Genomic DNA, 14,987 nt, shown 5'->3' with positions numbered 1-14,987 from the left:
TCAGCGGAAGAAGCAGTTCACCCCCGCATAGAGGCTTTCGATCACCGCGTCGCGTCCAGCACCGCTGACGAATCCGCCGATTTCACGTCCATCGGCGGCAAGGTAATCGAACTCGCCAGGGAGCGTGCTGTCTTTCCGGTAGCGCGCGCTCCGCGCCACCTCGAGATCGCGAAACAACGTGCCCGGCCTGATTCCGTCATCGGTTACGACTGCCGGGTCGGCCTCGGCGAGCCACCCGACGAGCCTGCCGTTCTGCCAGTTGAGCGTCAGCCCGCCATAGCGGGTGAACTCCATCGGCCCCGCGCCGCACTCCGCATTCGCCGACCGCTCCGGGTCGCCCAGCCAGGCATCGCTGGCCCCTTCCACGGTCGCACGGGGCGAACCGAACGCGAAATGGTCCGCGGTCCCCGGATTGCGTCCGATGGCCACTCCGCCGGCATCGAGCACCGCGCGGCGGCTCTGCCCGCGCCGCGCCGCCGCGCTGGCCGTCGCGCTGGCCGTCGCCTCGGCAGAAGGTGCAGCCGATGCAGCGGCAGCGGCACCCGGCGCATCGCCCCGGTTCTCCTGCTGGCATCCCGCGAGCGCCAGCATGACAAGGCCGGCCGCGAGGACCCGCACGCAAGTCACCCCTTCTTGAGGCAACGCCGTCCGAGCAGTTCGGCGATCTGCACCGCATTGAGCGCTGCGCCCTTGCGCAGGTTGTCGCTGACGCACCAGATGTTGAGGCCGTTCTCGACAGTGGTGTCCTCGCGCACGCGGCTGATGAAGGTCGCGCCGTCGCCCACGCATTCGACCGGGGTGACGTATCCCCCGTCCTCGCGCTTGTCGACGAGCATGACGCCCGGCGCCTCGCGCAGGATGTCCATCGCCTTCTCGGCCGACAGTTCGCGCTCGAACTCCAGATTGATCGCTTCTGAGTGGCCGACGAAGACCGGTACGCGCACGCATGTCGCCGTGACCTTGATCTTCGGGTCGAGGATCTTCTTCGTCTCGACCACCATCTTCCACTCTTCCTTGGTCGACCCGTCGTCGAGGAAGGTGTCGATGTGCGGGATCACGTTGAACGCGATCTGCTTGGTGAACTTGCTGCTCTCGACCTGGTCTCCGACAAAGATCGCGCGGCTCTGCTGGAACAGTTCGTCCATGCCCTGCTTGCCCGCGCCGGAAACCGACTGGTAGGTGCTCACGACCACGCGCTTGATGCCGGCCGCGTCGTGCAGCGGCTTCAGCGCGACGACCATCTGCGCAGTCGAGCAATTGGGGTTGGCGATGATGTTCTTCTTGGCATAGCCGTCGATCGCGTCCGGGTTCACCTCGGGCACGATCAGCGGCACGTCGGGGTCCATGCGGTAGAAGGACGAATTGTCGATCACCACGCAGCCCGCAGCGGCTGCCTTGGGCGCGTATTCCCGGGCCGGGCCACCGCCGGCGGAAAACAGCGCTATGTCCCAGCCCGCGAAGTCGAAATGCTCGATGTTCCTGCACTTGAGCATCTTGCCGGTGTCGCCGAACTCGACCTCGGTGCCCGTCGAGCGAGCGCTCGCCACGGCGGCAACCTCGTCGCACGGGAATTCGCGCTCGGCGAGGACCGCCAGCATCTCGCGTCCCACGTTGCCGGTCGCTCCGACCACCGCTACCCGGTAACCCACGGCTTTCACTCCTTCGCACCCGCAAGATTCAAGGCCGCCCCCTCTACGCTTCCGGCGCGAAAGCGCAACGCCGTGCCGACGTATTCGCACCATGCCGTGGTTAAGATCGGGTTGACCGGGTTTCTTTCGTCTTACCTAACAGGTGCCGCCCCAGCCTGACCTCCCGCCCCTGCGCGGGGACGAGGAGATACCAGACGGCGGTGGCGCCGCGACGCGGTCTCCTGTCAGTCAATATCCGACGACTGGCGGGGCGGCTCCCACGGCCCCCCGGCGCTGCCCCGCCGCTTCTTGCGGGTCGCCATCGAAAAAGGGCGCCCCGGATTGTCCGGAGCGCCCTTTTTGTGCAGCCTTCGCGGCGAAACGCGCTCAGGCGTTTTCGCGGCGCTCGGCGATGCGGGCCCGCTTGCCGGTGCGGCCGCGCAGGTAATAGAGCTTCGCCCGGCGCACGACGCCGCGACGCACCACGGTGATGCTTTCGATATTGGGCGAATAGAGCGGGAAGACGCGCTCGACGCCCTCGCCGAAGCTGATCTTGCGAACGGTGAAGTTCGAACCCATGCCGCGGTTCGAACGCGCGATGCACACGCCTTCGAAATTCTGGGTACGGGTGCGGGTGCCTTCGACGACGCGCACGCCGACGCGCACGGTATCGCCCGCGCGGAATTCGGGGATGTCCTTGCCCTGGGTCAGGGCTTCGGCCGCTTCGGCCTCGAGCTGCTGGATCAGGTTCACTGGTCCGGTTCCTTCGTTTCGCGCTGCGCACCAGAGGCAGGTCGGCCCCGAACGCCACTGTAGCGTTCCCAAAGGTCCGGCCTGCGTAGCCGTGTATCGTCTTCGCTCATGGCCTTGCGCCATGCCGCGATCTTCGCATGATCCCCCGATCGCAGCACTTCGGGGATCGTGCGCCCTTCCCATTCAAAAGGTCGGGTGTACTGCGGATATTCGAGCAGGCCGTCCTCGAACGACTCCTCGGCTCCGCTGAGCGGGGCGCCCATTACGCCGGGAAGCAGGCGAATGCAAGCGTCGAGCAGGGCGATCGCGGCCGGCTCTCCGCCCGACAGCACGATGTCCCCCAGGCTGACCTGCTCGACCTGCGGACGCGCCTCGAAGATGCGTTCGTCGAACCCTTCGAACCGGCCGCACAGTATGGTGACGCCCGGCCCCGCCGCGAGGGCGCGTACCCGCGCCTGGTCGATCGGTTCCCCGCGCGGCGTCATGGCAAGGACCGGCCGCCCCGGCTCCACGCTGTCGAGTGCCGCGCCAAGGACGTCGGCCTTCAGCACCATCCCCGCCCCGCCGCCCGCCGGCGTGTCGTCAACGGTCCGATGCCGGTCCGTGGCGAAGTCGCGCAACTGCACCGCTTCGAGCGTCCAGTCCCCGCGCTCGAGCGCGCGTCCGGCGAGCGACACTCCGAGCGGGCCGGGAAACATCTCGGGATAGAGCGTTATGACGGTAGCGGCGAAGGTCATCCCTCGCCCATGCGCAACGCGGAAGGGCAAGGCAAGGAATGAGCGACGACGACAGGCCGACGCCCGACGACTGCATCATCATCGGCGCAGGCCCCGCAGGACTGACCGCGGCCATCTATCTTGCCCGCTATCACCTTTCGATCCGCCTGTTCGACAGCGGCGAAAGCCGCGCAGCGTGGATACCCTGCACCCACAACCACGCCGGCTTTCCCGATGGCATATCGGGCAAGGACCTGCTCGCCCGGATGCTTGAACAGGCGCGCAAATACGGCGCGGTGCGGGAGGAGAAACGCGTCGAGCACCTCGCGAGGACCGGCGATTGCTTTACCGTCGGCACCGATTCCGGAACCTACACCGCCCGCAGCGTCCTGATCGCCACCGGCGTCGTCAACCGGCGCCCCGATTCGCTTCCCGATGACCTGCACGACGCTGCGCTCGCCCGCGGCATGCTGCGCTACTGCCCCGTCTGCGACGGCTACGAGGTGACCGACAGGCGCGTCGCGGTAATTGGTACCGGAGACCATGGCACGGCCGAGGCTTTGTTCCTGCGCGGTTTCACGGCCGATCTCACGCTCGTCAGCCCGCACGGCGAGCATGATCTCGACGAAGAATGCTCCGCCAAGCTCGAGGAGGCCGGCATCGCGCGGGTCGCCGGCCCCTGCGGAGGATGGGCGATCGAAGGCGACCGGCTCGCTTTCGATACGGCAGACACACGGATGGTCTTCGACAGCGTGTATCCTGCACTCGGCAGCCACATTCGTTCGGAGCTTGCGGATCTCGCCGGTGCAAGGACGGCCGACGACGGCAGCATCGTGACCGACGACCATCTCGAAACGACGCTTCCCGGCCTTTTCGCCGCGGGCGACGTAGTGCTCGGGCTCGACCAGATCAGCCACGCTATGGGCCAGGCAGGGGTCGCAGCAACGACGATCCGCAATCACCTCGCCGCCGACCGGCCGCTCAGACGCGAGCCCGACTCGCGGAACTGAATTGTCGCGAAGCCGGGGCCGGAGAAGACACCCGGGCAAGGGATCAGAACGGCCTAATCGGCAAACCCGTCGGCTATTACCGCCCGTGCGCCATCCCATTCGGGCACGGCATCGGCCGTCATCGGGACCATGAACCGCTTGCCATCGCACTTCTCGATCTCGAGGATGTCGCCGGCTCCGAAATTCTCGACCGCCACCACCGTGCCGATCGGTTCGCCGGTGCCGGATACGGCCACCAATCCAACAAGATCGGCATGATAGTACTCGCCCTCTTCCAGCGGCGGCATCGCCGAGCGAGGCACGGTAAGCGCGGTGCCGCGCAGCTTCTCGGCCCCGGTCCGGTCGGACACTTCGGCAAAACGGGCGATGGCGCCGCCCTTTCCGTCGTCCCGCAGCTTCTTCAGCGTCAATGAGCCGTCATTGAAGCAGGTGTAGGACGAAAGCGCCTCGACGCCCTCGCCGAACAGCTTGAGGCGAACTTCGCCCGTCACCCCGTGCGCGCCGGCGACGGCGGCGAGGGTGACGGGCTTGTCCATCGGGCTCAGCCCTCGGCCTTCTCTTCGCCGGCGGTGTCGTCGGCCTGCTCGTTGGCCGGACCGCCTTCGCTGGTCTCCTCTGCCATCGCGGTCGCGTCTTCCGCGGTCGCGTCGGCAGGAACGGTGTCCTCGACTGCCTCGGCCACGGCTTCGGCCGTGTCTTCCGACTTGACCGAGCCGGTCGCGTCGTTCTCGCCCTCGGCCGGAGTTTCTTCGACTTCGGGCTCGGGAGCGGCTGCGGCCTCGGCGGCAGCGGCCTTGGCGGCCTCTTCCTTCTCGGCCTTCTCCTCGGCGCGAGCCTTGGCGTTCTCGCCCGGCTCACCCTTCTTGGGGTTGTTGCGCGCCGCACGCTCGCGGACGCCGGCGGCGTCGAGGAAGCGGGCCACGCGGTCCGACGGCTGCGCGCCGACCGAAAGCCAGTGCCTGGCGCGATCGGCGTCGATCTTCACGCGGTTCTCGTCGTCCTTGGCGAGCAGCGGGTTGTAGGTCCCGATCTGCTCGAGGTACTTGCCGTCGCGCGCCGAGCGGCTGTCGGACACGACAATGCGGTAATACGGACGCTTCTTCGCGCCACCGCGCGACAGACGAATTGCAACTGCCATTTCACTTCACCTTTCTAAAATACAAAACTGAAATCACTTCTTTTTCATCAAATCGCCGAGGTTCGGAGGCAGCCCGCCCCCGCCCAGACCGGGGAGCGAAGGCGGCGCGCCAGCGCCTCCGCCCATGCCGCCCATTCCCATTCCGCCCAGCGCCCCGCCGAGCCCTCCCTTGCCGAACGCGGCGGCGAGGCCCTTGAAACCGCCCATCTTGCGGATCTGCTTCATCGCGCGGGCCATTTCCTGGTGCATCTTGAGCAGCTTGTTCACGTCCTGAACCTCGAGCCCCGCCCCCGCCGCGACGCGCTTCTTGCGCTTGGCGTTCATAAGTTCGGGCCGCGCCCGTTCCTTCGGGGTCATCGATCCGATGATCGCGTCCATGTGGACGAGCACCTTGTCGTCCACGCCCGACTGCGCCATCGCGGCCTTGGCCTTCTTCATGCCCGGCATCATGCCGGCCAGCATTCCCAGGCCGCCCATGCTCTGCATCTGCTTCAACTGCATCCGCAGATCATTGAGGTCGAACTGGCCCTTCGCCATGCGTTTGGCGAGCGCTTCGGCCTCTTCCTCCTTGATCGTCGCCGCTGCCTTCTCGACCAGGCTGACGACGTCGCCCATCCCGAGAATACGGTCAGCCACACGGCCCGGATGGAACGCTTCGAGCGCATCGAGCTTCTCGCCGGTGCCGGCGAACTTGATCGGCTTGCCGGTGACGTGCCGCATCGACAACGCCGCGCCGCCGCGCGCATCGCCGTCCATCCGGGTGAGCACGACGCCGGTGAGCGGCACTTCGCCCGAAAACGACTGCGCGACGTTCACCGCGTCCTGGCCGGTCAGCGAATCGACGACGAGGAGGACCTCGGTCGGCGCCGATACACCTGCAACCGCCTTCATCTCGTCCATCAGCGCCTGATCGACGTGAAGCCGGCCCGCGGTGTCGAGAAGGAGCACGTCGACGTTCTGGAGCCTGGCCGATTCGAGCGCGCGGCGCGCGATGTCGACCGGCTGCTGGCCCTGGACGATCGGCAGCGTGGCAACGTCCACCTGCGTGCCGAGCACCGCGAGCTGCTCCTGCGCCGCGGGCCGCGCGATGTCGAGAGAGGCCATCAACGCCTTCTTGCCGTGCTTCTCGCGGATCCACCTGGCAAGCTTGGCGGTGGTGGTCGTCTTGCCCGAGCCCTGGAGGCCGACCATCATCACCACGACCGGCGGCCGGGCGGCGAGGTTCAGCGGCTCGGCCTGCGCACCGCCTTCGCCGCCGAGCATCTCGACCAGTTCGTCGTGGACGATCTTGACGACCTGCTGGCCCGGCGTGACCGAGCGCAGGACATCCTGCCCGATGGCCTTTTCGGTGACCGCATCGATGAAACGGCGCGCGACGGGCAGCGCGACGTCGGCCTCGAGCAGCGCCACGCGCACCTCGCGCATCGCGTCGCGCACGTCCTGCTCGCTCAGCGCGCCACGGCCGCGCAGGCGGTCGAACACGGTGCCGAGACGATCGGACAGGTTATCGAACATGCGCTACCTCACCTGCGACGGGCCGGTGAAGGCCCGTCAAATGCCAAAAACGCCGGCGGACGAAACCTCGTCGGCCAGCGTGCGGATTCCATCAGGAAGCCGACTTTTTCCAGATCGATGGTGGAGCCTAGCGGGATCGAACCGCTGACCTCCTGCATGCCATGCAGGCGCTCTCCCAGCTGAGCTAAGGCCCCTTCGCATCGATGTGTGCCGAACCGAGGTCCGGCGGGCCGCCCCTTTATGGAGGGCGGCCCCTTATAGCAAGAGCTAATCTCGCCGTCAGCTGTCGTCGTCGTCGTCGTCGCCGCCGGTCTTCACTCCGAGATCGTCGTCGCCGCCGAGATCGACGTCGTTGTCGGGCGAATCCTCGTCGTCGTCGACATCGAGGTCCTCCAGATCGTCGTCGTCGGACAGGTCGCTGTCGGCTTCCTTGTCCTTCTTCTTCTCTTCCTCGAAGGGGATCGGTTGCTTCGACTTGAGCACCGGCTCGGGGAACCATTTTTCCCCGCATTCGATGCACTCGACCGGCTCGTCGTTGCCGAGGTCGTAGAAGCGTTCACCGCACTTGGGGCACTGGCGCTTCGTGCCCCACTCTGGCTTGACCATTGTATATCCTCAGGTGCTGCCTGCCCGGCTGGGGGCGAGGCGGAAAATTCGCGAAACTTGATGGTGACCGGCGCACCGGAATCAAGAGCGGGCGCGCCTTGCCAGAACCCACCCCCGCTGTCAAAAGCCGCGCGCTTTGATCGAGACCGGCCACCCTTCGCCCCGTACCTTCGCTGCTGCGGGACCGCTTCGCGGGCGGATGCGCGTGCCCGGCGACAAGTCGATCAGCCACCGGTCGGTCATGCTCGGTGCGCTGGCCATAGGCGAAACCCGGGTGACGGGCCTGCTCGAGGGCGAGGACGTGATGGCGACCGCCGGAGCCATGCGGGCGATGGGTGCAAGCGTCGAGAAAACCGGCGATGAATGGCGCATCCACGGCGTCGGCGTGGGCGGACTGCTCCAGCCGGCCGCCGCGCTCGAAATGGGCAACTCGGGTACCTCGACGCGGCTCCTGATGGGCCTGCTCGCCAGCCACCATGTCACGGCAGCCTTCACCGGCGACGCCAGCCTGTCGAAACGCCCGATGGGTCGTGTGATCGAGCCGCTGGGCCGCATGGGCGCGCAGTTCACGCCCTCGCCCGGCGGCACCCTGCCCCTCATGATGACCGGCGCGCGGGTTGCCGTGCCGATCGAGTACCGCCTGCCCGTCGCTTCCGCCCAGGTGAAGAGTGCAGTCCTGCTCGCCGGGCTCAACACGGCGGGAATTACCACGGTGATCGAGCCGGTGCCGACCCGCGATCATTCGGAACGGATGCTGCACGGCTTCGGTGCCGAACTCGCGGTCGAGGAATTGGCCGGAGAGCGGATCATCACGATCCGGGGCGAGGCCGACCTCAAGCCGCAGTCTATCGTGGTCCCGGGAGACCCTTCGTCGGCAGCGTTCTTCATGGTGGCGGCGACTGTCGTGCCCGACAGCGACCTCGTGATCGAGAACGTCGGGCTGAATCCGACCCGTGCCGGGCTGGTCGAGGTGCTGCGCCTGATGGGTGCGAGCATTGACGAGCTCGACCGGCGCGAGGTCGGCGGCGAGCCGGTCGCGGACCTGCGCGTGCGCCACGCCCCGCTCAGCGGTATCGATGTCGACCCTGCCGTGGCGCCGAGCATGATCGACGAGTTCCCCATCCTGTTCGTCGCCGCCGCACTGGCCGAGGGGCGGACCGTGACGCGCGGACTCGACGAACTGCGCGTCAAGGAATCCGATCGCATTGCGGTCATGGCGACCGCCCTCTCCGCGGCCGGAGCGCGGGTCGAGGAAACCGGAGATGGACTTGTCATCGAAGGCACGGGGGGCGAACCGCTCAGGGGTACGGCGGGAGAGCCGGTGCAGACGCGGCTCGATCACCGAATCGCGATGGCGATGGGAATCGCGGGAATGGCCTCGAGGAACGGCGTGGAAATCGACGACACCCGGCCCATCGCCACGAGTTTTCCCGATTTCGAGGCATCGCTCGAACGGGTCTGTGCGTGACCGATATCTACACCCTCATCGGCTTTGCGGGGATGGCGTGCATCATCGCCGCCTATGCCTACCTGACCTGGAGCGATGAACCCAATCCGTTCGTGCTCCACGGCACCAATCTGGCCGGCGCGGCGCTGCTGACCGTGTCGCTGCTCGTCCACACCAACCTGCCCAGCCTCGTGCTCGAGGGGTTCTGGGCCGCAATCGCCGTTTACGGACTCGCGAAGGCGTTCATCGCGCGCAGAAGGCCGACATGATCATCGCGGTCGACGGCCCGACGGCGTCGGGCAAGGGCACCATCGCCAGGGGACTGGCCGCACATTTCGGGCTGCCGCATCTCGATACCGGTCTGCTCTACCGCGCGGTCGGCCGGCAGGTATGGCTCGACGGAGGAAATCCGGACGATCCCGGTGACGCGCTTGCCGCAACGGCCTTTCCCGACAACCTGCTGGCGGACCCGCACCTGCGGAGCGAGGAATCCGGCGGTCTCGCCAGCCGCGTTTCGGTCCATCCCTCTGTCCGCCAGGCGCTCTACCGACGCCAGCGCGCGTTCGCCGAGCAGCCCGGTGGGGCGGTGCTCGACGGGCGCGACATCGCCACCGTGATCGCGCCCGACGCCGACGTGAAGCTGTTCGTCACCGCCAGCATCCAGGCCCGCGGGATGCGTCGCTGGCTGGAGATGCAGGAGCGTGAACTCGACCTCGAGTTGCGCGAGATCGAGGCCGATATCGCCGCGCGCGACAGGCGCGATATCGAGCGCCCGGACGCTCCGCTTCGGGTGGCCCAAGGCGCGATTGTCATCGATACCTCGACGATGGACCGCGAACAGGCTCTCGCCACCGCCATCGCCGCGGTCGAGAAAGCGCGCGCCGGGACAAGCTGAAGCGGTTGCCTTCCCGGTTAATTCGGCCCAGCATGGTGGCGGTCGCGATGCGGGTCGCTCCGGAAGGAAGTCCGGGGAAGCGAAACCTGTCCGACCCGGATTTCCTCCATCAAAGGGGGAATCCCATGAGAAAGACGACCATTGCAGCCGCTGTCGTGCTGACCTTCGCCGCGACGCCCGCACACGCCGAATACTGGGATGTGATCAGCTTCCAGCTCAAGGACGACTGCCCGATCGGGAAGTACATGGCGATCGTCAAGGACTTCAACGAATGGGGCAAGACGCAGGGTTACACTGCCAGCATCCTGACCCCGGTGCAGAACAACGACCAGTCGCTGATGTACTGGATCGGCAAGACGAGGAACGCCGCCACTTTCGGTTCGGCATGGGACGCCTGGCGCGACGCACAGCCCGATTCCGCCAGCACGGCGGCCAGGCTGCAGGCCCGTTTCACGGCGTGCTCGGTCAACAAGTCGCGCAGCGGCTTCGACGCCTGGTAGCCGGCGGGGCATGGCCGGGGGTTGTCGTTTGCAACGCCCGGCCTCGCTCGTCCTTGCTTTTTTTCGCGCCAGAGCCTAGGGGCGCGCTCGTCCCGAACAGCATGGCTCGAACGGACCTTCGCACGGCATCCGGCCGCGCGGAGATCACGGCCCTCTTGCCCCGTTGGCCCCGCAATCCCGCGGGAGACGGGTAAAGACCCCGGTAAAACCGGTGGCCGGTAGCAAACAGTGAACAGGATACCCTGAGACCATGGCAACCACTGCCAACCCCACACGCGCCGATTTCGAGGCGCTTCTCAACGAACAGCTCGGCGGCGCCGGTGACGAGGGCTTTGAAGGCCGCGTCGTCAAGGGCACCGTGACCGCGATCGAGAACGGCATGGCCGTCATCGACGTCGGCCTGAAGAGCGAAGGCCGCGTCGCCCTCAAGGAATTCGAGCGTGGCGAGGAAGACGGCTCGCACGGCCTCACGGTCGGTTCCGAGGTCGAAGTCTTCGTCGACCGGGTCGAGAACGCCGACGGCGAAGCGATGCTGTCGCGCGACCGTGCCCGCCGCGAAGCCGCGTGGGACAAGCTGGAGAGCGAATTCGGTGAAGGCAAGCGCGTCGACGGCCGCATCTTCGGCCGCGTCAAGGGCGGCTTCACCGTCGACCTCGACGGCGCCGTGGCGTTCCTTCCCGGCAGCCAGGTCGACATCCGCCCGGTCCGCGACGTCGGCCCGCTGATGGACATGCCGCAGCCGTTCCAGATCCTGAAGATGGACCGCCGCCGCGGCAACATCGTCGTCTCGCGCCGCGCGGTGCTGGAAGAGACCCGTGCCGAGCAGCGCAGCGAGCTGATCGACAAGCTGGCCGAAGGCCAGGTGATCGACGGCGTGGTCAAGAACATCACCGACTACGGCGCTTTCGTGGACCTGGGCGGCATCGACGGCCTGCTCCACGTCACCGACATGAGCTACAAGCGGGTCAACCACCCGAACGAGGTGATCAACATCGGCGACACCGTTACCGTGCAGATCATCCGCATCAACCCCGAGACCCAGCGCATCAGCCTCGGCATGAAGCAGCTGGAGAGCGATCCGTGGGACGGCGTCGGCGCGAAGTATCCGGTCGGCATGAAGCTGACCGGAACGGTCACCAACATCACCGAATACGGCGCGTTCGTCGAGATCGAGCCGGGCATCGAGGGCCTCGTCCACGTGTCCGAGATGAGCTGGACCAAGAAGAACGTGCACCCGGGCAAGATCGTCTCGACCTCGCAGGAAGTCGAAGTGATGGTGCTCGAGGTCGACAGCGAGAAGCGCCGCATCAGCCTCGGCCTCAAGCAGGCCCAGCGCAATCCGTGGGAAGAGTTCGCGGACGCGCACCCGGTCGGCTCGAAGGTCACCGGCGAGGTCAAGAACGCGACCGAGTTCGGCCTGTTCATCGGCCTGCCCGGCGACGTCGACGGCATGGTTCACATGTCGGACATCGCGTGGGGCATCTCGGGCGAAGACGCGCTGGCGCTGCACCGCAAGGGTGAAGAAGTCGAAGCCGTCGTGCTCGACGTCGATGTCGAGAAGGAACGCATCAGCCTCGGCATGAAGCAGCTCGAAAAGGGTGCGCCGGCTGCCGGTGCGACCGCCGCGGGCGGCAGCCTGAAGCGCAACGACGTGGTCACCGTGACCGTTCTCGAAGTCCGCGATGGCGGCCTCGAAGTTCAGGTCGGCGAGGACGGCGCGACCGGCTTCATCAAGCGGAGCGATCTTGGCCGCGACCGCGACGAGCAGCGTCCCGACCGCTTCCAGGTCGGCCAGAAGCTCGACGCGATGGTCACCGGCTTCGATCGTTCGAAGAAGCCGAACTTCTCGGTCAAGGCGCGTCAGATCGCCGAAGAGAAGGAAGCGGTGGCCCAGTTCGGTTCGTCCGATTCGGGCGCCTCGCTCGGCGACATTCTCGGCGAAGCGCTGAAGAAGCAGGGCGAATAAGCCTCGCAGACACGCGAACAGGAAGGCCCGCCCTCCCCACCGGGATGGCGGGCCTTTTCCTTGGCCGGCACCGGGCGTAGGATCGTGCCATGCCGCTCGAGATCCACCAGTTCCCCTGCCTGTCCGACAACTACGGGTTCCTCGTCCACGACCCGGTGAGCGAGGAGACGACCTGCATCGACACGCCCGACGGCGATGCCTACCTGCGCGAAGCGGCCGCGCGCGGCTGGCAGATCACGCAGATCTGGAACACCCACTGGCACCCCGACCACGCCGGCGGGAACGCGGCGATCAAGGCTGCCACCGGGTGCATTATTGTCGCCCCGGCGGAGGTCGAGCGAATCTCGCCGATCGATCGCGTCGTAAGGCACGGCGATACCGTGACCCTGGGCGACCACGAGGCCGAAATCATCGACGTCGGCGGGCATACCAACGGACACATCGCCTATCACCTCGACGAGGACGAGGTCGCCTTCGTCGGCGACAGCGTGTTTGCCCTGGGATGCGGGCGAATGTTCGAGGGCGACCCCAGGCAGTTCTGGGCCAGCCTCGAGCGGATCAAGGCGCTGCCGCCCGAAACGATGCTTTATTGCGCCCACGAATACACCCAGGCGAACGCCCGTTTCGCGCTTCACGCCGATCCCGACAATCTCGACCTGCAGCTCTATGCAAAGGAAATCGACGACCGCCGGGCGCGCAGGCAACCCACGGTGCCGACGAAGCTCGAACGCGAACTCCTCACCAACCCGTTCCTGCGGGCCGATTGCGAGGACCTGCGCAACCGCTGGGGCGGTGGGGCGCCGCACGAGACGTTCGCGAAACTGCGCGCGGCCAAGGACGACTTTTGACGATGGCAATCCGCGGCTTTCATGCGCACATCTATTTCGATGCACATGAGATCGGCGCAGCCCGCGAACTGGCGGACGCCGCCCGGTCGGAAACCGGCTGTTCGGTGGGCCACTTCCACGAAGTCCCCGTGGGCCCCCATCCGCGCGGGTCGGTCCAGCTCTCGCTTCACCCGGACCAGTTCGGGCGCTTCGCGGCCTGGGCGCCCGAGGCGCGCGGCGACCTCACCATCTTCGCTCACGCGCTCAGCGGCGACGATTTGGCCGACCATACGCGTTATGTCGTGTGGTTCGGGCCGTCCGAACCGCTCGACATGACCGTTTTCGACTGAGGTGAAGGCGCTCGTCGTTGACCGGCTGACCGACGATCTGTCCGGGGCTGCCCTGGCAGAGGTGCCTGTTCCGGACAGGGGCCCAGGTGAAGTGCTGGTGCGCGTGCACGCGGCATCGCTCAACTATCCCGATCTCCTCATGACCCGGGGCGCCTACCAGTTTCGTCCCGACCTGCCTTTCGTCAGCGGGCTCGAAATGGCCGGAGAAGTGATCGAGGCGGACCCCTGTAGCAGCCTGGTGCCGGGAACCCGCGTGATGGGCGGGGCGAAGACTGGCGCCTTCGCGCAAGTCGCATGCGTGCCAGCCAAGGCTCTGAGGCCCATCCCCGCCGGCCTCGATTTCACAGCCGCCGCCGCGCTAGGGGCGGCTTATACGACCGCGTACACCGCCCTTGTCGAGATCGGCGGGCTGCGCGCCGGGCAGCGGGTCCTCGTCCATGGAGCCAGCGGCGGCGTGGGTCTTGCCGCGTGCGACATTGCCCGGTCGCTGGGAGCGCAAGTCATCGCTGCAACACACGACGCGGGAAAGGTCGACCGCATTCGCGCCGCGGCGCGCCCGGATGCCGTGATCGTCAACCGGGGACGTTTCCGCGAGGACGTATCGCGGCTGACCGGAGGGACCCTGTGCGACCTCGTCTACGATCCGGTCGGCGGTGACGTATTCGACGAAAGCACTCGTTGTGTTGCATTCGGCGGCAAGCTGCTCGTGCTCGGGTTCGTTTCCGGGCGTGTACCCCAAGTCGCGGCGAACATTCCCCTCATCAAGGGCTTCTCGATCGTGGGCGTCAGGGCGGGCGAATACGCGCGGCGCTTCCCCGAGCGGGGCGTTGCGATTGCCGAGAAGGTGTCGGCACTTGCCGCGCAAGGAACCATCACCCCTGTCATCGACCGGGTCATCCCGCTGGAAGCCTGGCGCGAGGGGTTCGGCGCGATGGCCGGCGGAGACCTGGTAGGCAAAGTGGTGTTCGAACCCTAGCCGGGGTACGGCCGATCCTTGAGCACGCGAGCGAGATGCGCGGCATTGGCGGCGACCATCCCGGCCGTCTGGGTGACCTTGCGCGGGATATGCTCGAGATCCTTGAAATCGGTCGAACCCATGGCCTCCCCGACCCAGTAGCAGGATGCCACGGCAGGGATCGTCCACCCGGTGTCGTTAAGGCTCTGGAACAACTGCGCGGCAGACCAGTGGGCGCCGTCCTCGTTGCCCACGATGGCGGCGACGGCGACCTTCGAATAGCTGGGCATCCGACCCTCCTCGTCGGTTTCGGACAGGAAGGCGTCCATCCGCTCGAGCACGCGTTTCGCAATTGAACCGATCTGGCCCATCCAGATCGGCCCGCCAAACACCAGGATGTCATGGGCTAGGATCTTCTCGCGCAGCGCAGGCCAGTCGTCACCCTCGCCTTCGTTCGAAGTCACACCCGGAAGGATGGCGTAGTCGGCCACGCGGAGCCGCTCATCGACTACGACCCCGGCGTCCTCGAAGCGCTTGCGAAGCACGTCGAGCATGGCATCGGTCGAACTCTTCTTGCCGCCGCTTTTCTTGAGCGAACAGTTGATCTCGATAGCGGTAACGGTCACGCAATACCTCCGGATGTTACCGGGGAAGCGCGTGGCCCACCGCTATCGTTCCGAA

The 14,987-nt window shown here is 66.7% G+C and carries 18 protein-coding genes and 1 tRNA gene; 9 read left to right on the top strand and 10 right to left on the bottom strand.

Annotated features, from left to right (window positions below; translation table 11 throughout):
- The 4 genes from ACPV3N_RS00390 to trmD all read right to left on the bottom strand — a co-directional run bounded on the left by ACPV3N_RS00390 (position 1) and on the right by trmD (position 3,118).
- A complete protein-coding gene (locus ACPV3N_RS00390; protein ID WP_440113066.1) occupies positions 1-618 on the bottom strand; it encodes an aspartate-semialdehyde dehydrogenase in 618 nt (205 codons plus the stop codon).
- A gap of 5 nt (positions 619-623) precedes the next feature.
- A complete protein-coding gene (locus ACPV3N_RS00385) occupies positions 624-1,649 on the bottom strand; it encodes an aspartate-semialdehyde dehydrogenase (protein WP_440113063.1) in 1,026 nt (341 codons plus the stop codon).
- A gap of 366 nt (positions 1,650-2,015) precedes the next feature.
- Complete coding sequence (rplS, locus tag ACPV3N_RS00380) at positions 2,016-2,381, bottom strand: 50S ribosomal protein L19 (RefSeq protein WP_440113060.1); 366 nt, start codon at positions 2,379-2,381, stop codon at positions 2,016-2,018.
- Positions 2,378-3,118, bottom strand: coding sequence for a tRNA (guanosine(37)-N1)-methyltransferase TrmD (gene trmD / locus ACPV3N_RS00375; RefSeq protein WP_440113057.1), 741 nt, complete (start codon positions 3,116-3,118; stop codon positions 2,378-2,380). The genes rplS and trmD overlap by 4 nt, the downstream gene beginning before the upstream one ends.
- A gap of 38 nt (positions 3,119-3,156) precedes the next feature.
- Between trmD and ACPV3N_RS00370 the strand changes: the two genes are divergently transcribed.
- Positions 3,157-4,107, top strand: coding sequence for an NAD(P)/FAD-dependent oxidoreductase (locus tag ACPV3N_RS00370; protein ID WP_440113054.1), 951 nt, complete (start codon positions 3,157-3,159; stop codon positions 4,105-4,107).
- 53 nt (positions 4,108-4,160) lie between these two features.
- Here the strand turns inward: ACPV3N_RS00370 and rimM are convergent, their stop codons facing one another.
- From rimM to ACPV3N_RS00345, 5 genes are all read right to left on the bottom strand, one after another.
- Positions 4,161-4,643 (bottom strand): ribosome maturation factor RimM, encoded by a 483-nt coding sequence (rimM, locus tag ACPV3N_RS00365; protein ID WP_440113051.1) that lies wholly within the window; start codon positions 4,641-4,643, stop codon positions 4,161-4,163.
- A 5-nt stretch (positions 4,644-4,648) separates the two neighbouring features.
- Positions 4,649-5,245 (bottom strand): 30S ribosomal protein S16, encoded by a 597-nt coding sequence (gene rpsP, locus ACPV3N_RS00360; RefSeq protein ID WP_440113048.1) that lies wholly within the window; start codon positions 5,243-5,245, stop codon positions 4,649-4,651.
- Between the two features lie 33 nt (positions 5,246-5,278).
- Positions 5,279-6,760, bottom strand: coding sequence for a signal recognition particle protein (gene ffh, locus ACPV3N_RS00355; protein WP_440113045.1), 1,482 nt, complete (start codon positions 6,758-6,760; stop codon positions 5,279-5,281).
- Between the two features lie 118 nt (positions 6,761-6,878).
- Positions 6,879-6,954: transfer RNA gene (locus tag ACPV3N_RS00350), tRNA-Ala, on the bottom strand.
- Between the two features lie 85 nt (positions 6,955-7,039).
- On the bottom strand, positions 7,040-7,366 hold the full coding sequence (locus tag ACPV3N_RS00345; protein ID WP_440113042.1) for a TIGR02300 family protein: 327 nt from the start codon (positions 7,364-7,366) through the stop codon (positions 7,040-7,042).
- 136 nt (positions 7,367-7,502) lie between these two features.
- Between ACPV3N_RS00345 and aroA the strand changes: the two genes are divergently transcribed.
- The 8 genes from aroA (at position 7,503) to ACPV3N_RS00305 (ending at position 14,327) form a co-directional block, all read left to right on the top strand.
- The gene (aroA, locus tag ACPV3N_RS00340) at positions 7,503-8,834 is read left to right on the top strand and encodes a 3-phosphoshikimate 1-carboxyvinyltransferase (RefSeq protein ID WP_440113039.1); all 1,332 of its coding nucleotides are present in this window, start codon (positions 7,503-7,505) and stop codon (positions 8,832-8,834) included.
- On the top strand, positions 8,831-9,082 hold the full coding sequence (locus tag ACPV3N_RS00335; RefSeq protein WP_440113036.1) for a CBU_0592 family membrane protein: 252 nt from the start codon (positions 8,831-8,833) through the stop codon (positions 9,080-9,082). Before aroA ends, ACPV3N_RS00335 begins: the two co-directional genes overlap by 4 nt.
- The gene (locus ACPV3N_RS00330) at positions 9,079-9,708 is read left to right on the top strand and encodes a (d)CMP kinase (RefSeq protein WP_440113033.1); all 630 of its coding nucleotides are present in this window, start codon (positions 9,079-9,081) and stop codon (positions 9,706-9,708) included. The genes ACPV3N_RS00335 and ACPV3N_RS00330 overlap by 4 nt, the downstream gene beginning before the upstream one ends.
- A 125-nt stretch (positions 9,709-9,833) precedes the next feature.
- A complete protein-coding gene (locus ACPV3N_RS00325; protein ID WP_440113030.1) occupies positions 9,834-10,208 on the top strand; it encodes a hypothetical protein in 375 nt (124 codons plus the stop codon).
- Between the two features lie 250 nt (positions 10,209-10,458).
- Complete coding sequence (gene rpsA / locus ACPV3N_RS00320; protein ID WP_440113027.1) at positions 10,459-12,174, top strand: 30S ribosomal protein S1; 1,716 nt, start codon at positions 10,459-10,461, stop codon at positions 12,172-12,174.
- Positions 12,175-12,263: 89 nt separating this feature from the next.
- Positions 12,264-13,022, top strand: a complete 759-nt coding sequence (gloB, locus tag ACPV3N_RS00315) for a hydroxyacylglutathione hydrolase (protein ID WP_440113025.1) — start codon at positions 12,264-12,266, stop codon at positions 13,020-13,022.
- Positions 13,023-13,024: 2 nt separating this feature from the next.
- Positions 13,025-13,351, top strand: coding sequence for a DOPA 4,5-dioxygenase family protein (locus ACPV3N_RS00310; protein ID WP_440113022.1), 327 nt, complete (start codon positions 13,025-13,027; stop codon positions 13,349-13,351).
- A 1-nt stretch (position 13,352) separates the two neighbouring features.
- A complete protein-coding gene (locus ACPV3N_RS00305; protein ID WP_440113019.1) occupies positions 13,353-14,327 on the top strand; it encodes an NADPH:quinone oxidoreductase family protein in 975 nt (324 codons plus the stop codon).
- On the opposite strand, the gene ACPV3N_RS00300 is transcribed toward ACPV3N_RS00305, so the two are convergent.
- Positions 14,324-14,932: a flavodoxin family protein gene (locus ACPV3N_RS00300; RefSeq protein ID WP_440113016.1), complete on the bottom strand. Its 609-nt coding sequence runs from the start codon at positions 14,930-14,932 to the stop codon at positions 14,324-14,326. The genes ACPV3N_RS00305 and ACPV3N_RS00300 overlap by 4 nt on opposite strands.
- Positions 14,933-14,987: the final 55 nt, after the last annotated feature.

It is taken from the genome of Tsuneonella sediminis (assembly GCF_051912845.1).
Lineage (GTDB): Bacteria > Pseudomonadota > Alphaproteobacteria > Sphingomonadales > Sphingomonadaceae > Tsuneonella > Tsuneonella sediminis.
Note: the sequence above shows the minus strand (reverse complement) of the source record. Positions and strands in the feature narration are given on the sequence as shown.